The 20,541-nt window shown below is 73.5% G+C and carries 13 protein-coding genes; 12 read left to right on the forward strand and 1 reads right to left on the reverse strand.

The window, feature by feature from the left end; genetic code table 11:
- The first annotated feature begins 177 nt into the window (after positions 1 to 177).
- The 4 genes from H295_RS0134805 to H295_RS44070 all read left to right on the forward strand — a co-directional run bounded on the left by H295_RS0134805 (position 178) and on the right by H295_RS44070 (position 8,591).
- Complete coding sequence (locus H295_RS0134805) at positions 178 to 3,204, forward strand: AfsR/SARP family transcriptional regulator (RefSeq protein ID WP_020139982.1); 3,027 nt, start codon at positions 178 to 180, stop codon at positions 3,202 to 3,204.
- 275 nt (positions 3,205 to 3,479) lie between these two features.
- On the forward strand, positions 3,480 to 4,040 hold the full coding sequence (locus tag H295_RS0134810) for a sigma-70 family RNA polymerase sigma factor (protein ID WP_028810021.1): 561 nt from the start codon (positions 3,480 to 3,482) through the stop codon (positions 4,038 to 4,040).
- 43 nt (positions 4,041 to 4,083) lie between these two features.
- Complete coding sequence (locus H295_RS0134815; protein WP_020139984.1) at positions 4,084 to 7,425, forward strand: right-handed parallel beta-helix repeat-containing protein; 3,342 nt, start codon at positions 4,084 to 4,086, stop codon at positions 7,423 to 7,425.
- Positions 7,422 to 8,591 (forward strand): S8 family serine peptidase, encoded by a 1,170-nt coding sequence (locus H295_RS44070; protein ID WP_234021749.1) that lies wholly within the window; start codon positions 7,422 to 7,424, stop codon positions 8,589 to 8,591. Before H295_RS0134815 ends, H295_RS44070 begins: the two co-directional genes overlap by 4 nt.
- A 225-nt stretch (positions 8,592 to 8,816) precedes the next feature.
- Here the strand turns inward: H295_RS44070 and H295_RS0134825 are convergent, their stop codons facing one another.
- Entirely contained in the window at positions 8,817 to 12,734 is a 3,918-nt protein-coding gene (locus tag H295_RS0134825; protein ID WP_043218514.1) for a type VII secretion protein EccC, read from the reverse strand.
- A 153-nt stretch (positions 12,735 to 12,887) separates the two neighbouring features.
- On the opposite strand from H295_RS0134825, the gene eccD reads away from it, so the two are divergent.
- The 8 genes from eccD to H295_RS0134865 all read left to right on the forward strand — a co-directional run bounded on the left by eccD (position 12,888) and on the right by H295_RS0134865 (position 20,541).
- Positions 12,888 to 14,294, forward strand: a complete 1,407-nt coding sequence (gene eccD, locus H295_RS0134830) for a type VII secretion integral membrane protein EccD (RefSeq protein ID WP_020139987.1) — start codon at positions 12,888 to 12,890, stop codon at positions 14,292 to 14,294.
- 16 nt (positions 14,295 to 14,310) lie between these two features.
- Entirely contained in the window at positions 14,311 to 15,789 is a 1,479-nt protein-coding gene (gene eccB, locus H295_RS0134835; protein ID WP_020139988.1) for a type VII secretion protein EccB, read from the forward strand.
- A 121-nt stretch (positions 15,790 to 15,910) separates the two neighbouring features.
- Positions 15,911 to 16,246, forward strand: a complete 336-nt coding sequence (locus H295_RS0134840; protein ID WP_020139989.1) for a hypothetical protein — start codon at positions 15,911 to 15,913, stop codon at positions 16,244 to 16,246.
- A 35-nt stretch (positions 16,247 to 16,281) separates the two neighbouring features.
- Positions 16,282 to 16,602, forward strand: coding sequence for a WXG100 family type VII secretion target (locus H295_RS0134845; RefSeq protein ID WP_020139990.1), 321 nt, complete (start codon positions 16,282 to 16,284; stop codon positions 16,600 to 16,602).
- 17 nt (positions 16,603 to 16,619) lie between these two features.
- A complete protein-coding gene (locus H295_RS0134850) occupies positions 16,620 to 17,102 on the forward strand; it encodes a type VII secretion system-associated protein (RefSeq protein WP_020139991.1) in 483 nt (160 codons plus the stop codon).
- Entirely contained in the window at positions 17,102 to 19,726 is a 2,625-nt protein-coding gene (locus H295_RS0134855) for an AAWKG family protein (protein ID WP_020665703.1), read from the forward strand. Before H295_RS0134850 ends, H295_RS0134855 begins: the two co-directional genes overlap by 1 nt.
- A gap of 7 nt (positions 19,727 to 19,733) precedes the next feature.
- Positions 19,734 to 20,204, forward strand: coding sequence for a YbaB/EbfC family nucleoid-associated protein (locus H295_RS0134860; RefSeq protein ID WP_020139992.1), 471 nt, complete (start codon positions 19,734 to 19,736; stop codon positions 20,202 to 20,204).
- Positions 20,197 to 20,541, forward strand: a complete 345-nt coding sequence (locus H295_RS0134865) for a hypothetical protein (RefSeq protein WP_020139993.1) — start codon at positions 20,197 to 20,199, stop codon at positions 20,539 to 20,541. The genes H295_RS0134860 and H295_RS0134865 overlap by 8 nt, the downstream gene beginning before the upstream one ends.

Raw genomic sequence — 20,541 nt, forward strand, 5'->3', positions numbered from 1 at the left:
CGTATGACAACCCGTCAGCCGTTGATGTGACTCTACGACCGGAACAGCACCCGGATGCCGTAACACGGGAAGCGGTCAGCGGCAGCGCACCGCGTCCAAGCCCGCTCCAAGTCCCTTCCAAGTGGGATGTGAAGAGTCCGTGCCGGGGGGTCTGTGTCGGCGGGGGAGAGTTCTGAGGTGCGGGAGCAGGTTCGGTTCGCGGTGCTGGGGCCGGTCGGCGCGTGGCGCGGCGCGGGCGAGGTGGACCTCGGGCCGCCGCGGCAGCGGGCGGTGCTGGCCGTGCTGCTGCTGGCCGAGGGGGGCCGGGTTCCGGTGGACCGGTTGGTCGACGCGTTGTGGGGCGCCGCTCCACCGGCCTCCGCGGTGGGGTCGGTGCGGACGTACGTGCACCGGTTGCGGCGGGCCCTCGGTGAGGACGCCGCGCTGATCCGGTCCGTGGGGGACGCCTATGTCGTGCGCTCGCTCCCCGGCGACCTCGATCTCGCCGCCTTCCGGGAGCTGACCGCCCGGGCCGAACCGGCCAGGCGTGAAGGGGACTTGCACGGGGCCGCCGTACACCTGCGGGACGCGCTCGCGCTGTGGCGGGGTCCCGCGCTGTCCGGGGTGCGCGGGGAGTTCGCGCAGGTCCGGCGCGAGCAACTGGAGGCGCTCCGGCTGTCCGCCCTGGAGTCCCTGCTGGCGATACGGCTCGACCTGGGTGAACACGCCCAAGTCGTCACCGAGTTGGCCGTACTGGTCGCCGGGCATCCGCTGGACGAGCGGTTCCGCGAGATGCTGATGCTGGCGCTCTACCGGTGCGGTCGGCAGTCCGCGGCACTGGAGACGTACGCCGAGGCCCGGACGCTGCTCGCGGAGGAGCTGGGCGTCGACCCGGCACCCGCCCTGCAACGCCTCTACGAGCGGATCCTGCGCGGGGACGGCGACCTGCTCGCCGTACCGGGCGCCGGGGGTCCGGCAACCGCGAACAGGCACCGTGCGACACCGGACGCGGTGACCCCGAATGTGGTGACCCCGAATGTGGGGGCCCCGGACGCGGTGGCGTCGGACGCGGTCCCGTCGGACGCGCTGGCCCCGGACGCGGCGCCCTCGTACACCGTGGCCCCAGACGCGGTGGCGCCCGCCCCGTCCGCGACCCCGCGACAGCCGTCCCCGCACGGGCCCTCCCGCCCCGTCCCCGCCCAACTCCCCTCCGACCTGCCCGGTTTCGTCGGGCGGGAGGCTCAGCTCGGCCTGGCCTCCGCGCTGGTCCCGGAGGGCGACGCGCCCTCCGGGACCGTCGTGATCGGCGGTACCGCGGGGGTCGGCAAGACCGCGTTCGCCATCCACTGGGCCCGTCGGATCGCCCCCCGCTTCCCGGACGGGCAGCTCTACCTCAACCTGCGCGGATTCGACCCCGTGGGCGCCCCCGTGCCGCCCGCGCAGGCGCTGCGCACCCTGCTGGAGGCGCTCGGCGTCCCGCCGCGTGAACTCCCCGAGGACCAGGACGCGTTGGCGGCGCGGCTGCGGACCGTGCTGACCGGGCGCCGGGTGCTGATCCTGCTGGACAACGCCCGGGACGCCGGTCAGATACGGCCCCTGCTGCCCGGCGCGCCGGGGTGCCTGGTCATCGTCACCAGCCGGAACCGGCTGGGCGGCCTGGTGGCCGTGGACGGCGCCCGCCCGCTGCGCCTGGACGTGCTGACCGCGCGCGAGGGCCGCGATCTGCTGCTGCGCCGCCTGGGCGCCGGGCGGGTGGCCGCCGAACCGGAGGCGGTGCGCGAGATCGTCGAGCTGTGCGCGCGGCTGCCGCTGGCCCTGGCGGTCGCGGCGGCCCGCGCGGCCGACCGCACCGCCTTCCCGCTCGCCGCGCTCGCGGACGAACTCGCCGAAGGACACGGCAGTCTCGACGCGTTCACGGACGCCGACCAGGCGGCCGACGTACGGGCCGTGCTGTCCTGGTCGTACCACGCGCTCTCGCCCGCCGCGGCCCGGCTCTTCCGGCTGCTGGTGCTGCACCCCGGCCCTGACGTCTCGCTGCCCGCCGCCGCGAGTCTGGCCGGTCTCGGCACGGCCGCCACGCGGAGTCTGCTGGGCGAACTGGTGCACGCCCATCTCGTGGACGAGCCGGCGCCCGGCCGCTACGCCTGGCACGACCTGCTGCGCGCCTACGCCGCCGAGCTCTCCGCCGGGACGGACGGCGCCGACGAGATCAGGGCCGCCCGACGTCGCATGGCCGACCACTATCTGCACAGCGCCTACGCCGCCGCCCGGGTCATGGACCTCACCCGGGACCGGATCGTCCTGGCCGAACCGTCCCCGGGGGTGCACAGCGAGTCGCACACCACCCCGCAGCGGGCCATGGCCTGGTTCGGCACCGAACGGGCCGTGCTGGTAGCGGTGTTGAGGGAGGCCTCGGCGCACGGCTTCGACGTCCACGCCTGGCAGCTGGCGTGGTGCGTGGAGCACCACTTCGGCCGGCAGGGGCTGTGGCACGAGCTGGGTGTCACCCTGCGCACCGCGCTGGAGTCCGCAGACCGGCTCGGCGACCCGACCGCCCTCGCGCACATCCACCGGGGGCTGGCCCAGGCCGAGTCGTACGCGAAGCGCACCGGCGACGCGCGGGCGCACATCGAGCGGGCCATCGAGCTGTTCGCGAAGGTGGGCGACGTCCCGGCGCTGACCGAGAGCCATCGTCAGCTGAGCGTCGTCCTGGAGGTGCAGGGCGATCTGGAGGGTGCCCTCGACCACCACCGGCAGGCCCTGGAGCTGCTCGGGCCGGACGGCGACGGCAGGTTGCGGTCCTGGATCCTCAACGGGCTGGGCTGGTACCACTCGTTGCTGGGCCGGCACCGCGAGGCGCTGGAGTTCTGCGCCGCCGCGCTGGAGCTGGCCCGTGCCCGCGACGACGACTACACGCTCGGGCACGTCCTCAACAGCATCGGGCACGCCCGGCACCATCTCGGTGCCCACGACGAGGCCGTCGCCGCGTTCGAGGAGGCGCTGGCGCGTTTCCGGCACGTGGGCGGCGTCCCCTGGGCGGAGGCGCACACGCTGGCCTCGCTCGCCGACTCCCGGCTGGGTCTGGGGCAGCCGGACCAGGCCCGCGCCCTGCTGGCGGAGGGGGTGCGGATCCTGGAGCGGCTCGGGCATCCGGACGCCGGAGCGCTGCGCGAGAAGCTGGCCGCGCTGACGCCGGACGGGGACCGGGCGGCGCGGAGCGGGTGAGGGTCGCCGCATCGGTGCACCTCCTCGTGCCGGCGGACGGGACGCTCACCCGCACTACGGGGGCCGTGGGGCCGCGGGTTCCGCCTCCCCCATCACCGTTACCTTACCGTTACCTTTCGGCTCGGCGGGCCGGATTCCCTTCCGGGGCGAGAACCCCACGCGGCTCTGCTCCGTAGTGAGAGATGGGGCCGGCGGCGCGCACAGGGCCGTGGACGACCATCGAACGGCAATCGGGAATCGATCGGTTGCCGATCGGCGGCCCCGACGATCGGTGCGTGAGCGCGAACGAGCAGCAGGAGAACAGAGAATGCCCGGACGGGGGCCAGGCCTTCGCGCGTGTGATCTACCAGACGCACGGCACCGCCCTGCTCCAGTTCGCCCAGGGACTGACCCTGGGGGACGTGCACGGGGCCGAGGACATCGTCCAGGAGGCCGTGCTCCGGGCCTGGCGCCACGCCGACCGGCTCACCTCGACACCGGGACTGACCCGTCCGTGGCTCTTCACCGTCGTACGGCGGCTGGCCATCGACGCCCACCGCAGCCGCCGGGCCCGTCCCGCGGACCTCATCCCCACCGCCCTGGACCGCGAGGTCGTCTCCGACTGCAGCGAACGCACCCTGACGTCACAGGTGTTGACCCGGGCGCTGGCCGAACTCGACCGCCCTCACCGGGAGGTGCTGGTGCACCGCTACTGCCTCGACCGCAGCATCGAGGAGACCGCGGCCGAACTGAACCTCCCGCAGGGCACGGTCAAGTCCCGCAGCAGCCACGCCCTGCGGGCCCTGCGCCACGCCCTCACCTCGCTCGGCGCGGCCACCCCGGCCGCCCTGCGCTGACCGGCTCCCCCTACGGCACTCACACTTCACTGGAGGCTCCGGCGTGCCACGCCAGCTACTGACCGTCTGCCAGGAAGGCGCCCCGGACTCCCCCGCGGACTCCTTCCGGACCATCGGCGAGGCACTGGAGCGGGCGCGCGGCGGAGCCGTGATCAGTGTCCGTCCGGGCCGTTACCAGGAGGGCCTGGTGATCGGCACCCGGGTGACGATCGTGGCCGAACAGGCCCGCGGCAGCGTGGAGATCGCACCCCGGCGGGGCAGCGCGGTGGTCCTGAAGGCGGACGCCGTGATGCTCACCGATCTCGTCCTGACCGGCCGGGACGAGGAGTTGCCGGTGGTCGACGTGGCGCGCGGCCAACTCGCCCTGGAGGGCTGCGACGTGACCGGCGCGGGCTGGACCGCGCTGCTCGCCCGGGGCACCGGCTCGCTCGCCATGCGCGACTGCCGGGTCACCAACCCGCAGGGCGCGGGCCTGGTCGTCACCTCCCCGGTGGACAGTTCGGTCGAGTCGTGCACGGTGGAGCACCTGGGCACCTCGGGCGCGGTGATCGGCGAACGCGGCCGCGTCACCCTGCGCGGCTGCACGGTCCGCGACGCGCGCGGCAACGGCGTCCTCGCGAACGGCGAGGCGCGCGGCTCGGTCGAGGACTGCGACATCTCCTCCACCGACAAGCCCGCGATCGCCCTGGAGGACCACTGCACCACCCGGGTCGTGCGCACCGCCGTGCACGACACCAGCACCGGCGTCCACCTGAGCAGCGCGGCCCGCACCACGCTGGAGGACGTGACGGTCACCGGCACCACCGGCCCCGGGATCGTGCTGTCCGGCGGCACCGATCCGTGGCTGCGGCGCTGCCGTACGACCCGGACCGAGGGCCACGGCATGGCCGTACTGGAGCGGTCGCGCGGGACCATCGAGGACTGCCGTCTGGAGGCGGCGCAGGCACCGGCGCTGCGGGTCGGCGGGTCGTCCTCGCCGGTGCTCATCGGCCTTTCCGTGCAGGGGAGTTCGGCGGCCGGTGTGCTCCTGGAGGAGGAGTCGGTGGCCGAACTGGACCGGCTGGAGGTGGTCGATGCGGGCGGCGTCGGCATCTCCGTGCGGACCGGGGCCAACCCGCTGCTGCGGCGGGCGCTCGTCACGGCCCCCGGCGGCCACGGCGTGGAGGTCTCGGCCGACGGGCGCGGCCGGTTGGAGGACTGCGTGGTCGAACGTCCCGGCGGGGCGGGCGTCCGGGTGGAGGACGACGGCAACCTGTACGTCGGCGGCGGCAGCGTCGACGTGGCGGGCGGACCCGGTCTGTCGGTCGGGCCGGACGGCAGCGTCACCCTCCGGGACTGCGAGATCCGCGGCGACCGCGGCAGCGCACACCCCGGGGTCCTGGTGGAGAAGGGCGGCGAACTCACCGCCAGCAGACTGCGGGTGACCGGCGCGGGCGGCCACGGTGTGGTCGTGGAGGACGGCGGGCGCGGCGCCTTCACTTCCTGCGAGTCGCTGCGCAGCGAGGGCGACGGCTTCCGCGTGGACACCGACGCGCCGGTCTCCCTGGTCAACTGCACGGCCCGGGAGAACACCGGTGGCGGCCTGGTGCAGGTCCGCCCCGGTGACCGGCTCGCCGTGGAGGGGCTGACCAGTGCGGACAACGGCCGCCGGGACGCCTGGGGGCTGGGCGACGCGGAGGGCACGGACCCGGCGGGCGCCGCGGCCTCCTCCCCGGGCGCGGAAGGGGAGCAAGGGGGCGGCGCGCTGGGCGAGTTGGAGGCTCTCATCGGCCTGGAGGACGTCAAGCAGCAGGTCCGCACGCTGGTCAACCTCACCCGGCTCGCGCAGCGCCGGGCGAGCATGGGGATGCCGGTGCCGCCGATGAGCCGCCACCTGGTCTTCGCGGGCCCGCCCGGCACCGGCAAGACCACCGTCGCCCGTCTCTACGGCGCGATCCTCACCGAGTTGGGCGTGCTGCGCTCCGGCCACCTGGTCGAGGTGTCGCGCGCGGACCTCGTGGCGCAGATCGTCGGCGGGACGGCCATCAAGACCACGGAGACCTTCAACAGGGCCCTGGGCGGTGTCCTGTTCATCGACGAGGCGTACACGCTGGTCTCCGACAGCCGCGGCAGCGGTGCCGACTTCGGCCGGGAGGCCGTGGACACCCTGCTGAAGCTGATGGAGGACCACCGCGAGGACATGGTCGTGGTGGTGGCCGGCTACAGCGAGGAGATGACCGGCTTCCTGGCCTCCAACCCGGGTCTCGCGTCCCGTTTCTCGCGCACGGTGGAGTTCTCGAACTACTCCGTCCCTGAGCTGGTCGCCATCATGGAGTCGATGTGCGCCCGTCACCAGTACGAGCTGGCGGACGACACCCGCAAGGCCCTGGCCGTCCGCTTCGAGCGGATGCCGCGCGACGCGACCTTCGGCAACGGCCGCGCGGCCCGTCAGCTCTTCGAGGAGATGGTGGACCGCCAGGCGACCCGGCTCGCCTCCCAGGCGGAGATCGGACAGCGGGACCTGGCGCTCTTCGTCCCGCAGGACGTGGGCGAGGACGCGGCCGCCGCCGTGAGCGACGAGGGTCCCGCGGGCGGCGATCCGCTGACCCGGCTGGGCGAGATGACCGGCCTGGCAGGTGTCAAGCGGGACGTCACGGACCTGGTCAACCTCCTGGCCACCGCCCGCCGTCGCGAGGCCGCCGGTCTCCCGGCCCCCCGCATCAGCCACCACCTGGTCTTCACGGGCCCGCCCGGCACCGGCAAGACCACGGTCGCCCGCCTCTACGGCGAACTCCTCGTCTCCCTGGGTGTGTTGCCCCGCGGCCAGCTGGTCGAGGTGGCCCGCGCCGACCTGGTGGGCCGCTATGTGGGCCACACCGCCCAGTTGACCCGCGAGGTCTTCGAACGGGCCCTGGGTGGTGTGCTGTTCGTCGACGAGGCGTACACCCTCACCCCGCCGGGCCCGTCGGGATCCTCGGACTTCGGCAGGGAGGCGGTGGACACCCTGCTGAAGCTGATGGAGGACCACCGGGACGAGGTGGTCGTCATCGTCGCCGGCTACACGGAGGAGATGGCCGGCTTCCTGGCCTCCAACCCGGGCCTGTCGTCCCGTTTCTCGCGCCGCGTGGAGTTCACCGACTACTCCACCGACGAGCTGGTCACCATTGTCCGCCGGCACGCGGAGACGAACGGCTACGTGTGCGGGCCGGGCACGGGCACGGCCCTGCGCACGCACTTCGACGCCCTGCCCCGCGACCGCTCGTTCGGCAACGCGCGCCTGGCCCGGCAGGTCCTGGAGACGATGATGACCCGCCAGGCGGGCCGGATCACCGCGATGGCCGCGCCGGGCTTCGACGATCTGCGGCTGCTGGTGCCTTCGGATGTGCCGGGCGGGGAGGTCAAGTGAGCCGTGCAGTAGGCGCGTTGACCGTGGCCCTGGCCCTGACGGCGCTGGGCGGACCGGCCGCGGCGGCTCCCCTCGCCGACGGTGGGGTGAACCTTCCGGTGATCCCCTCCGCGCTGGCTGCCGGAGCCTCCTGTACGGCGGGGTCGTCAGCGGTGGCCGAGGCCGTGCCGTGGGAGCAGCGGTCGCTGGGGCTCGCGCGGGTGTGGCGGACGGCGGGTGGCAGGGCGGGCGGTGCCGGGGTGACGGTCGCGGTCGTGGACACCGGGGTCGCCGCGCAGGCACCCGCGCTGGCGGGCCGCGTGACGTCGGTGGGTGCGGCGGACGGCGACTGCGTGGGACACGGGACCTTCGTGGCGGGCCTGATCGCGGCCGCGCCCTCCCGGCAGGCCCGATTCGCCGGGGTCGCGAGCGGGGCCCGCGTCCTCGCCGTGCGCGGGACGGACGCCCGGGGGGCGGCCACGCCCGCCTCGCTGGCCTCCGGGATCCGCTCGGCCGCGCAGGCGGGCGCCGAGATCATCGTCGTCTCCCCCGCGCTGGCGCAGGGCTCGGCGGAGCTGACGGCCGCGGTGGCGTACGCGGCGAAGCGGGACGCGCTGCTGATCGCGGCCGCGGCTCCCGATCCGACCGGGCCGGCCACCGCGTCGCCCCCGCCGCCCCGGGACTACTGGCCCGGCTCGGATCCCGGGGTCCTGTCCGTCCTGGACCTCGACGCGAAGGGCTCCCGGCCGGCGAACGCCCCCAGTCCCCTGCGGGCCGACCTCTCGGCTCCCGGCGACGGTGTCGTGGGCATCGGTCCCTCCGGGAAGGGCCACTACATCGGTTCCGGTGCGTCGCTCGCGGCGGCGTACGTCGCCGGTACGGCGGCGCTGGTGCGGTCCGCGCATCCCGACCTGACGGCCGCGGAGACGGCTGCGCGGCTCACGGGGACGGCGTACCCGTCCGACGTGCCGCGGCTGGATCCGTACGCTGCGGTGTCCTCCGTACGGGACGGGGACACGGCGCGCTCCTCGGGCGCTGCGGCGGATGGTGCCGTCCGCGTGGACACGCACTCGTCGGCGACGCTCGCGGGCCGCCGTGCGTTGGTCGTCGTTTCGGCGGGGGCTGCGGTGGGGTTGGGGGTCGCGTGGGTGGGGGCGGTCTTCCGGCTCCGGAGGCGGGCGGGGTGACGAGCGGGGAGTTGGGGCTGGGTTGCGTGTCGGCTGCGGGCCGGTGGGGGGCTGGTCGCGCAGTTCCCCGCGCCCCTAAAAGCCCTCACCGCGGCCCGGACCTGAAGAACCCCACCGCCTCCGCAGGGCATCGGCCGCGGGCCGGTGAGGGCTGAGCGCGCCGTTCCCCGCGCCCCTGAAAGCCCTCACCGCGGCCCGCCCCTGAAAGCCCCCACCGTCACCCTGTCAGTCCTCCGTCCCCGCCCACCCCGTCTGAATCAGTGTCGCCTTCCGGCGGACGATGCTCAGCGCCCGCCCCGCCGGCAGGTTCCGGGGCTTGATGTTGCCGAAGACGTAGCCCTCCGACGGGGGGCACGACAGCAGCAGACCCGGGGTGTTCACCTCGTCCAGGCGCCGCAGGAGCTGGTCGTTGAGGCCGCGCCCGGCGCCCGTGGCCGAGCGGACCGCCACCACGTGCAGGCCGACCTCGTGGCCCAGGGCGAGGTGGTCGAAGAGCGGGGCGAAGGGGTGGTCGAAGGCGTTGCTGCCGCCGATCATGTCGTAGTCGTCGACCAGCACGAACAGCCTCGGCCCCTTCCACCAGTCGGCCAGCCGCATCCGCGCCGGGGTGATGTCCGGCCCCGGCGCCCGGGTCTTCAGCGCCCGCGCCGACCCCGCCACCAGCTCCTTCAGGGAGTCCACGGACACCGCGTGCCCGAGCTGGTACTCCGGCGGCACCGCGTCCACCAGCTCGCGCCGGTAGTCCACGACCAGCACCCGGGCCTCCGCGGCCGTGTACCGGGAGGTCACCGCCTGCGCGACCAGCCGCAGCAGGTTGGTCTTGCCGCTCTCGGTGTCGCCGACGGCGACGAGGTGCGGCGTGCGCGAGAAGTCGTGCCACACCGGGGCGAGCTTCTCCTCGTCGAGGCCCAGCGGGATGCGCAGGCCGTCGGCGAGTTCCGGGGAGGGGAGGGCGGACAGGGGCAAGCGGTGCGGGAGCATCCGTACGGGCGGCGCTCCGGGGCCGGTCCAGGCGCCGGCGATCCGTTCCACCAGGTCGGCGACCCCTTCCGCGAGGGTGTCCGTGTCCGGGCCGCCGTCGATCCTCGGCAGCGCCGCGAGGAAGTGCAGCTTGCCGTCCGACGTCAGGCCCCGCCCGCCGGTCCGCGGCACGGAGGCCGCTTTGCGGATGTCCACGACGGAGTCCATCGTGTCGCCGAGCCGCAGTTCGAGCCGGGTGGCGGCCTGGTCGCGGATCTGCGCGGACAGTTCCACCCAGCGGGCGGTGGTGACCACGAGATGCACGCCGTAGTTGAGGCCGCGCGCGGCGATCTGGTTGAAGGTGGCCACGTGCGTGTCGTGGTCCTGGCGGACCGTGGACCAGCCGTCGACGACGAGGAAGACGTCCCCGTGCGGCTGGTCGGCGAACTCGCCCTCCGCGCGCCGCCGTCGGTAGGCGGCCATGGAGTCGATGCCGTGGTCGAGGAAGAACCGCTCGCGGTCGGCGAGCAGGGTGTTCACCTCGGCCACGGTCCGGCTGATCCGTTCGCTGTCGAGCCGACTGGCGACCCCCGCAACATGCGGCAGACCGGCGAGCGCGGCCAGCGAGCCGCCGCCGAAGTCCAGGCAGTAGAACTGGACTTCGCGCGGGGTGTGGGTGAGGGCGAGCGCGGTGATCAGGGTGCGCACCACCGTCGACTTGCCGCTCTGCGAGCCGCCCGCGACGGCCACGTGCCCGCCGGCCCCGGACAGGTCCACCACCAGCGGGTCCCGCCGCTGCTCGAAGGGCTTGTCGACGAGTCCGACGGGGACGCGGAGGCGTCCGGCGCCGGGCCAGCCGGTGGCGCTCAGCCCGCGCTCGGGGTCCTCGGCGATGCCAGGCAGGAGTTCGTCCAGCGTGGACGGCGCCCCCAGCGGCGGCAGCCACACCTCGTGGGCCGGTGGCCCGGAGTCCCGCAGCCGGTCCAGGGCGACGGAGAGCAGCGTGTCCGCGGGCTCCTCGTCCGGGGTGACGACGGGCGCGGCCGGTGCGACGGCCCTCGGCACCACCCAGCCCGCCGTCCACGGCACGATCTGGCTGGCCACCCTGGCCTGGGCGACCCCTCCGCGGCGCGTGCGGTAGGCGCCGGAGACATAGGCCGCCCGGAACCGGGTCAGCGCCTCCACCCCGCTCTTGAGGAACCCGGCGCCGGGCTGCGAGGGCAGCTGGTAGGCGTCCGGCACCCCGAGCACGCCCCGGCTCTCCATGGCGGAGAAGGTCCGCAGGCCGATGCGGTACGACAGGTGGCTCTCCAGCGCGTGCATGCGCCCCTCGTCGAGACGCTGCGAGGCCAGCAGCAGATGCACCCCGAGCGAGCGTCCGAGCCGTCCGATCATCACGAACAGGTCCATGAACTCCCGGTGCGCGGCGAGCAGTTCGCTGAACTCGTCGACGACGACGAACAGGCTGGGGAGCGGTTCGAGAGGGGTTCCGGCCGCGCGTGCCTTCTCGTACTCCAGGGCGGAGCTGTAGTTCCCCGCGGCCCGCAACAGCTCCTGGCGGCGGATGAGTTCGCCGTGCAGGGCGTCCTGCATGCGCTCGACGAGGGCGACCTCGTCGGCGAGGTTGGTGATGACGGCCGAGGTGTGGGGCAGCCCGTCCAGGCCGAGGAAAGTGGCGCCGCCCTTGAAGTCGACGAGCACGAAGTTGAGGGTCTCGGAGGAGTTGGTGAGGGCCAGTCCGAGCACCAGGGTCCGCAGCAGCTCGCTCTTGCCGGAGCCGGTGGCGCCGATGAGCATGCCGTGCGGGCCCATCCCGCCCTGCGCGGACTCCTTGATGTCCAGTTCGACGGGCCGTCCGTCGGCGCCCACGGCGACCGGCACCCGCAGCCGTGCGGCCCCGGTGGCGCGCCGCCACAGGGTCGCCGGGTCGTGCCGGTACAGGTCGGGGATGCCTAGCAGGGTGGTCAACTGCACGTCGCTGGCGAGGGGTTCGGCCGCGTCCGCGCTCAGGCTCATCCGGTACGGCGCCAGCAGCCGGGCCAGCGCCTCGGCCCCGGCCTGTCCGAGCGCGTCCGGCCGGCCGAGCGGGGTGGACTGCTCCTTGCGGCTGCGGTCGGTGCGCACCAGCCTGACCGAGCCGGGCCGTACGTCGAGGCGCAGCGTGGTCCGTCCCGGGCGCCAGCTCAGTGCCCCGGACAGGTCGAGGACGACGGTGTTGCGGGCCCCGGGGCCGTCCAGCCGGTGTCCGGCCGGGACCGTCACGCCGTCCACCACGATCACGGTGAACGGCTCGTCACGGCCCGGGAGTTCGTCGGGGTCGAAGGTGGCCCGCTCGGTGAACTCCGCGCCCAGCAGGTCCTCCAGGTCGGTGAACGTGGACGCCACCATCCGGGCGGGCCCGGCGCCGTCGCGCTCCTGCGGGTGCAGGGTGTGCGGCAGCCACTTGGCCCACTCCCACTGCCCGCGGCGCTCGTCGGAGACGCACAGCGCGATCCACAGGTCCTCGGGTGCGTGGAACACCGCGAGCTGGCACAGCGCGGCTCGCACGAGGGACCGTACGGCCTCCTCGTCGCCCCGCAGCAACACCCTTGACCAGGAACGGAGATACAGGCCGATCGGCTGGTCGGGGACCGTGCTGTAGGCGCGGACGAAACGGCGCAGCGCGTGTGCGGACAGCGGTTCCAGGTCGTCGACCGGCTTGGTGGACAGCGGGCTGAGCCGCATCGACAGCTGCTGCTCGCCGACCGCGATACGGACCTCGCCGAAGTCGTCGTCCTTGGGCCGTCGTTCCCACAGCCGGGTGGTGCGCACCAGGGAGCGCAGCGCGACCGGTGCCGGGTGCCGCCACGCGAGGGCCTGCTGCTGCTCGATGACGGCCCGCTGGACCTTGGCGCGGGTCTGGGTCAAGTACCGCAGGTAGTCCCGGCGTTCGCCGTGCAGCCGCTGCTTGCGCTCGCCGCTCTTGCGCATCACCTGGCCGACCATCATGGCGCCCGAGGCCAGCACCATCATGCCGAGCGCGAGGTAGCTGAAGACGCTGCTGGTGCCGCCGGGCCGGATGAACACCAGCATCATCGAGACCGACATCATCGCCATCGGCAGATACGTCCACACGGCCGACGTGTCCGGCACCGTCTCCGGCAGCGTGGGCGGCTCCTGGAGGGTCAGCTCCCCTTCGGGCATCTCGGGACCGCGGCGGCGGGCGGGTCGGCGGAACAGGACGACGCTCAACGGAGGGGCTCCTCAAGCAAGCAGCGGTGGTCGGGAGAACGCGCAAGGGGTCTCACTCCGTATTACGGATGGGGAGCCCCGCAGGATCTGTGCCAGGAGAATTCGATGACCGACCACCAGGTGGCCGAGCTGTGCCACCTCACCGTCCGGGGCCCGGCCCGGACGATCGACCTCGCCGTGCCGGCGGACGTGCCGGTCGCCGACCTGCTGCCGACCCTGCTGCGGTACGCGGGCGAGGGCACCGAGGTCGAGGAGAGCGGCCTCGACCACGGCGGCTGGGTCCTGCAACGCCTCGGTGAGCGCCCCCTGGACGAGGAGGGCACCCTGAAGTCCCTCGACCTGAAGGACGGCGAGGTGCTCCATCTGCGGCCGCACGACGCGGCGTTGCCGGAGGTGCGCCTGGACGACCTGGTGGACGGCATCGCCAACGTCACCCGGGACCGGCTGCACGGCTGGACGCCGGAGGCGGGCCGCAAGCTGCTGCTGGCCCTCGCGGTGGCCGCGCTCGCCCTCGGCCTCGGGGTGCTGGCCTGGCCGGGCGGCTCACCTGCCGTGCGGGCGACGGCGGCCGGTGCGACCGGGCTGCTGCTCCTCGCGGGCGCCGCGTCGGCCGCCCGGGCGGTGGGCGACCGGGCCGCCGGGGCGGCGCTCGGCTTCATGGCGGGCCCGTTCCTGGCGCTGGCCGGGTTCCTCGTACCGGGCGGCGACCTTGGCGGGCCGCAGGGCCAGGAGGTGTTCGGGTCACGGCTGCTGGCGGCGGGCGCCGCGGGCGCGGGCGGTGCGGTCCTGGCCCTCGCGGTGGCGGCGGTGGCCGCCCCCCTCTTCCTCGGCACCGCGCTGGTGTGGGTGTGCGCGGCGCTCGCCGGAGCCGCGATCGGCGTGTTCGGCCTGTCCGTCGACGGTACGGCGGCCGGGCTCGCCGCCCTGGTCGTGCTGGTCGGCGGGTTCGTGCCCGCGCTGGCCTTCCGGCTCGCCGGGATGCGGATGCCCGCCCTGCCGGGCAGCGCCCAGCAGCTCCAGGAGGGCATCGAGCCCTACCGGGGCCGGGACGTGGCGACCCGCACGGAGCTGGCGAGCGGCTGGATGACCGCCCTGTACGGCGCGACCGGCGCGGTCTGCGCGGGCTGCCTCGCGGCCCTGTCGCTGCGCCCGAACCTGCCCGAGGCCCTCACGACCGGGGTGCTGTCGCTGCTCCTGCTGCTGCACGGCCGGGGCATGGTGAACGTCCCGCAGCGCATGGCCCTGGTGGTGCCGGGCGCGCTCGGCGCGGGCCTGCTCGTCGTCACCGCCGCCGAGGCCGTGGGCGCCGACCAACGGCCGCTGCTGGTGGCCGGGTTGCTCACGCTGACCGCCGTCCTGGCGATCGCGTCCTGGACGGTGCCGGGCCGCCGCATGCTGCCGTACTGGGGGCGGGCGGCCGAGCTGCTGCACTCCGGACTCGCCGTCGCCGTACTGCCGTTGACCCTGTGGACGCTCGGCGTGTTCGGCGCGCTGCGGGCGATCAGCGGCTGAGCGGGGGACGGGAACCATGCAGTCCAAGCGCGACCAGGTACAGGCGCACGCCTTCGTCATGAACCGGCTGTCCTCCGGGATGCTGCTCGCCGACCCGGACGCCCCGGAGAGCCCGCTCGGGCGCACCACCCGGGGCGCGGTGACCGGGATCGTGGTGGCGGTGCTGGTGGCGGCCGGTGCGGTGGTCTACGGGCTCGTCTCGCCCGGCGGCAACGACTCCTGGCGGGCCTCGGGCACGCTCGTCGTGAACCGGGAGACCGGCGCCCGCTACCTCTACTACGACGGCCGGCTGCGCCCGGTGCGCAACTACGCCTCGGCGCGGCTGATCGGCGGCAAGGACCTGAAGACGGAGGACGTCTCCACGGCCTCCCTCGGTGACACCCCGGTCGGCGCGCCGGTCGGCATCGCGGGCGCCCCGGACGCGCTGCCCGGCGGCGGGGACCTCGACTCCGGTGCCTGGCAGGTGTGTTCGGCGCTCGACGAGGACGGCTCGGCGGTCACGGCGCTGATCGCGGGCGGCCCCACCGCGTCCGACGGGATCGGCCCCGGGGACGGTGTGGTGGTCGCTGGGCCGGACGACGCGGTGTACCTGGTGTGGCAGGGCAGCAGGCTGCGGCTCGACGCGAAGTCCGGCGCGGCGGTCTCCCTCGGCTACGGCACCGTCACCCCGCGCCCGGTGTCGGCGGCCTTCCTCGACGCACTGGTGGAGGGCCCCGACCTGGCCGCGCCGAAGGTGCCCGGCCTCGGCTCCTCCGGCCCCGCCCTCGGCGGCTCGGCGAGCCGGGTCGGCCAGGTGTTCCGGGTGAGCGTGCCGGGCTCCGCCGACCGCCCGTACTACCTGCTGCGGAAGGAGGGCCTGGCCCCGCTGACCGACACCGAGGCGGCCCTCGTCCTGGGCGACCCCGCGACCCGCGAGAAGGCGTACGGCGGCTCCTCGCCGACCGCCGCCGACCTGGGCGCCGACACCCTCAAGCAGCATCTCGCGCCGGGCTCCGAGGGCCGCTCCCCCGGCGCCGACGGCCTGCCCACCGCCCCGCCCCGGGCCCTTTCGGTGCCCGAGCGGCAGGCGGCCTGCGCCCGGGTGGAGCCCGGCACCGACGGCACCCGGGTCTCCTCGGTCCTGGTCCCGGTCACCGACCTGGGCCCGGTCACGGCGGCCCCCACGGACCAGGTCGCCCCGGCCTGTCTGCGGGTGGACGGCGTGGTCGTACGGCCGGGTCACGGGGCCCTGGTGCGGGCGCTGGGCGCGGACGGGAGCGCGGTGGGGGACACGACCTATCTGGTGGCCGACAACGGCGTGAAGTACCGGGTGCCGTCGAAGGCGGCCCTGGAGGCACTGGGCCAGACGGACTCCGCTGTCCGGTCGCTGCCCGCGCCCCTGCTGTCGATGCTGCCGACGGGCCCGGACCTGGATCCCGCGGCGGCGACCGGGGCGGGCCGGCCACGCACCACCGGCCCGGTGTGCTCCGACTCCCCCTCGGCGCGGCAAAACTGACCCGCCCTCACGAGAACCCGGCGGCCCACCCGTTCCGTAGTACGGGATGAGGGGCCTCCGCCCACACCCCCCTAGGGGCGGAGGCCCTGCCCCCTACGCGCACTCCGAACGGGAGGTCCCCATGGCCGGTGGCCAGCAGTCAAACGAACAGGCGACCCGCAACGGCGTCCAGGCACTGGAGGCGGCCTTCAGCGGCATCCTCAAGTCCCGCCAGGACGTCGACAACACCCGCGCCACGCTGTCCTCGGGCTACCAGGGCAGCGACGGCGGCCAGTTCGGCGCGCTGCTCGCGCAGTGGGACGAGCAGTGCAACACCATCCTGCGCAACCTGGAGGACATGGTCGACAAGCTCAACACGAGCCTCGTCGAGCACGGCAAGACCCAGGGCTCCTCCAACGACGCCATCAACCAGGCCTACAACGCCTCCCAGTCGGCGTTCGACCAGCTCATCGGCTGAAGTCCCCTCCGTCCACCGCACCGAGCGAGGTTTCGATGTCCGACCTGAACGACGGCTACATCTACGTCGACTACAACCACATGAACAACGCGGCCGACGACATGGTCCAGCAGACCAAGGCGATCGCGAACACCCTGGCCTCCCTGGAGGCGGAGCTCAACGAGCTCGTCAAGTCCTGGTACGGCAACGACGCCGACATGTACCGGCAGAAGCAGGCCGCATGGGACGCGGCCGTGCAGAACATGGAGCGGCTGCTGACCTCGCACGCCTCGCTGCTGACGGACATCTCCGGCCAGTACCAGTACAGCGAGAACCAGTTGACGCAGATGTGGTCCGAAGTCGGCATCGGCCGCTAGCGGGAGCACCGACGACCATGGCGGACCTCACCCATCTCGACGGCCCCGCGCTCCAGCGCTTCGTCGACAACGACCTCGCCGACTTCCTCACCGCGCTCAAGGCGATCCGCCGGGACAGCACGGCGGACAGCGGCGGGATCCGCGCGCTGCGCAGCATCGTGGACGGGGCGACCACGCCCGACTCGCTCCAGCAGAACCAGGCGCTGGCCATCGGCTCGATGGGCGCCGACGACTTCCTGCACGGCAAGTCGCTGCTGACCGCAGCGACGGGCGCCGCCAAGAGCGTGGACGCCGTGTTCGCGCAGCACGTCGACCTGTTCGGCGACATCGAGCGCGACATGAAGCAGACCATCCGCACGATGCTCAACACCCAGGGCAGCAGCCTGCACTCCATCGGCGCGGAGCAGATGCTCGACGTCTTCTCCGACGTCGACGAGGGCATGAGCGAGAACCCCGGGGACGAGACCACCTCCTCCGGCCACCACGAAGACGACAACTGATGCCCTACGACCAGGACGACTACTGGGGCCAGGCGGTGACGCTGTTCACCGGCTACCCCATGCCCAGCCGGGCGGCCCTCTTCGACAAGCTGAAGAGCAAGGAGGGCATCCCGCTGTTCCGCATGGACATCCGCTCGGAGTCCATGCGGAAGCTGACGGACGCCGACTACACCGCGATCAGCGGCTGGCACGTGGCGAGCGGCGACGACTACATCCTGACGTTCGTCGGGACGTCCGGGGGCAAGGACGGCTCGGACCACCAGAGCGCCGACTTCAACCTGTACAAGGCGCACATCGTGTTCATCGGGGTGCCGGTGGACGGCAACGGCCGGGCCCGGCTGCTGGACGCGGGCGAGACCTTCGCCGGCATGCCCTTCACCGGGCACTACGGCGACCAGTGGGACAACTCCACGCTGGCCCAGTACGTCAGCGGGGCGAAGGCCGCCCTGGACGCGCTGGCCGACGGCGAGCACAGCACCGCCGGGTTCTCCTACAACGGCGCCTCCGTGGCCGACAAGGACGCGGTCAAGCTCAAGTCGTTCGAGCAGACCGCCCAGTCCTTCGACCGGGCGAAGAAGTTCTTCGCGGACCAGGCCGTGGTGCTCAAGCAGTGGGAGGACTCCCTCGGCGGCGACGACAGCGCCTGGCAGGGCCAGGCGGCCGGCGTCTTCCGCGACCTGGTGCACCAACTGCGCAAGAACTACGACGCGTACGTGGAGCAGATGGGCGGCGCGACCTATCTGGCGCACAGCACCTCCGTCGACTACTACACTCCGCGCTCCCCGTACTCCGACGCCCTGCTCAAGGCGCAGAAGGACCTGTGGCGGCAGACGGTCGTCCTGCGCACGGCGTGGATCGCGTGGGCGAACACCGGCCAGCACGACCCGCACCGGGGCCTGCTGGAGATGCTCGACGAACTCACCGCCTGGGTCCTGGCGAACAACGTCCACCAGGTCGGCACGCGTCAGGTCCAGGGCAGCCCGCGTTACGAGGCCACCGCCTCCTTCAAGCAGAGCCACCCGGTCTACGGCAACCTCAACGACGTCAACAACTGGAAGAAGGTCGGCGAGGCGGCCGTACAGCGCTGGACGACGTACATCGAACGCCAGTTGATCCCGTACGCCAAGCAGGCGCTGTCCGACCTGAACAACGCGTGGATCGAGGCGATCGACCCGCTCGAGGAGCCCCTGGACGCGAAGGACACCTCGTCCCTGACCGACCAGTACGAGCACCACCAGAACGGCGACCACGAGGGCAACGGCTCGACCGACGACTTCCGCCAAAGTCTCGACGACGCGCTGAACAACCTCAACACGGGGATCAACAACAGCATCTCGGGTCTGGGCGACAACCTCTCCGGCGTCGGCGACAGCCTGAACGGCTTCGGCGACAGCCTGACCGGTCTCGGCGACAACCTGGGCACCGGGCTGAACGACCTGACCACGGGCCTCGGGGCCGGGCTGAACGGCCTCACCTCCAACCTGGGCGCGGGTCTCGGCAACCTCAGTGACCTGAACACCGGGCTGACCAGCAACCTGGGCGACGGCCTGAACCTCGGCTCCGGGCTGGGGACCGGCCTCACCAACCCCGGCGGCGGCACCACGACCCTCAACCCGGACGGCACGCTCACCACGACCTACCCGGACGGCTCGGTCAGCATCTTCGACCCGAGCACCGGCAAGGTCACCACCACGACCAAGGACGGCAGGTCCACCACCACGGACCTGGACGCCGGGGACAGCATCACCAACCCCGACGGCAGCGTCACCACGCTCAACCCGGACGGCACCCTCACCACCACCTACCCCGACGGCACGGTCACCACGGTCGACCCGGACACCGGCGTGGCGACCACGACGGACCCGGACGGCAACGTCACCACCACCGATCTCGGCAGCGGTCTGAGCGGCCTCGGCGACCCCGGCCACGGCCTGGACCTGGGCGACCTCGACGACTTCGACCACCTCAGCGACAGCCTCGGCAGCCTGAACAGCAACCTCAGCGGCCTCTCCCACTCCCTGGGCACGGGCACCGGCACCCCGATGACCTCCGGCCTGACCGGCCTGGACGGCCTCGGTTCGCTCAGTGGCTTCGGCGCTCTCGGGGGCGGTACGACGGGGTCGAACAGCCTGCTCGGCCCGTCCTTCGAGGGATACGACGACTCCCCCTACACCTCGGGCGCGCTCGGCGCCCCGACCGGCACCTCCGCCGCGTCCGGCGCCGCCGGTGAGTCCGCTGCTTCGAACGGCATGCCGATGATGCCGATGGGCGGCATGGGCGGTGCCCCGGGCGCGGCCGGGGGCCAGTCCGGCACCGGCGAACGGGTCCGCAACGTGCTGACCGAACCGGGGAACGGTGGCCCGCTGGGCGGCCGTTCGCGCCGTACCGGCAAGAACAGGTCGATGACGGAAGACGAGGCCGAGGGGACGACGGCCGGGCGGGCCAGGATCAGCACCAGTTCGACGGGCTCCCCGTTCGCCCCGCAGTCCGACGCGGGCCGCCGAGACGGCCGCAGGACGGAGAGCTCCGGGGCGCAGGAGCGGGCCAGCTGGCTCGCCGACGAGGAGGACGAGGACGTGTGGGGCGCCGACGAGGGCGGGGCGCCCTCGGTGATCGGGCGGTGAACGGCCGGTGAGCGGGTCCCCCTACGAGCAGCGGCTCGCCGAGGCGATGGCCGAACTGGACGCCACCCGGGCGGCGGTGGCCCGCGCGGAGGCCGAACTCGCCGAGGCCGCCGTCACCGTACGGTCCAAGGACCGCAGTGTCGAGGTCACCGTGGGCCCCCAGGGCGAGTTGACCGGGTTGCGGTTCCTGGCGGACCGGCACCGGACCATGGCGGCCGGGCAGCTGGCCGCGAGCGTGCTGGAGGCGGCGGCCGAGGCACGGGGACTGATGGCCCGTCAGGTCATGGACCTCTTCGAGCCGTTCACCCATCCCAGCGAGCGGGTCCCGGAACTGACCGGGGTCGATGTCGACTGGGCGAGGATCTTCGGCCCGGCAGTCCTGGAGGACGGCCCCGGCCGGGACGCCGGGCGCCGCCGGCACGACGACATCGGCGACGAGATCACCGAGGACCCCGAGGAGGAGCACCGCCATGGCTGACAGCAACGCCTACTTCGCCGACCCCGGACGCATCCAGGCCGGGGTCCGGCAGGTCGACGCGATCAGTTCGCTGGCCCAGGAGATGGTGCGGGACTTCGTGTCCGCCGTGAACCTCACCCGTGACTGGCCGGGCCAGGACGACGAGTTCGCGCGCGAGGTCAAGCCGCAGGAGAAGTCCGAGCGCGAGTCGGTCACGGACACCGGTCAGGCGGTCACGGACGCCGTCGTCGGCGTCGCCAACGGCACCCACAGCAACCTCCAGAACATCCTCGGCACCCAGAACGGCGTCCTGGACGCCATCCACGAGTCCGCCGCGAACGGACCCGGAAGGCACTGA

This window comes from Streptomyces sp. 351MFTsu5.1 (assembly GCF_000383655.1).
In the GTDB taxonomy this organism is placed as follows: Bacteria; Actinomycetota; Actinomycetes; order Streptomycetales; family Streptomycetaceae; genus Streptomyces; species Streptomyces griseorubiginosus.

Excerpts from the sequence above, each read along its gene's own strand:
- H295_RS0134825 (WP_043218514.1), bottom strand. The coding sequence starts at position 12,734 with ATGCCCGAAGGGGAGCTGACCCTCCAGGAGCCGCCCACGCTGCCGGAG.
- eccD (WP_020139987.1), top strand. The coding sequence starts at position 12,888 with ATGACCGACCACCAGGTGGCCGAGCTGTGCCACCTCACCGTCCGGGGC.
- eccB (WP_020139988.1), top strand. The coding sequence starts at position 14,311 with ATGCAGTCCAAGCGCGACCAGGTACAGGCGCACGCCTTCGTCATGAAC.
- H295_RS0134840 (WP_020139989.1), top strand. The coding sequence starts at position 15,911 with ATGGCCGGTGGCCAGCAGTCAAACGAACAGGCGACCCGCAACGGCGTC.
- H295_RS0134845 (WP_020139990.1), top strand. The coding sequence starts at position 16,282 with ATGTCCGACCTGAACGACGGCTACATCTACGTCGACTACAACCACATG.
- H295_RS0134850 (WP_020139991.1), top strand. The coding sequence starts at position 16,620 with ATGGCGGACCTCACCCATCTCGACGGCCCCGCGCTCCAGCGCTTCGTC.
- H295_RS0134855 (WP_020665703.1), top strand. The coding sequence starts at position 17,102 with ATGCCCTACGACCAGGACGACTACTGGGGCCAGGCGGTGACGCTGTTC.
- H295_RS0134865 (WP_020139993.1), top strand. The coding sequence starts at position 20,197 with ATGGCTGACAGCAACGCCTACTTCGCCGACCCCGGACGCATCCAGGCC.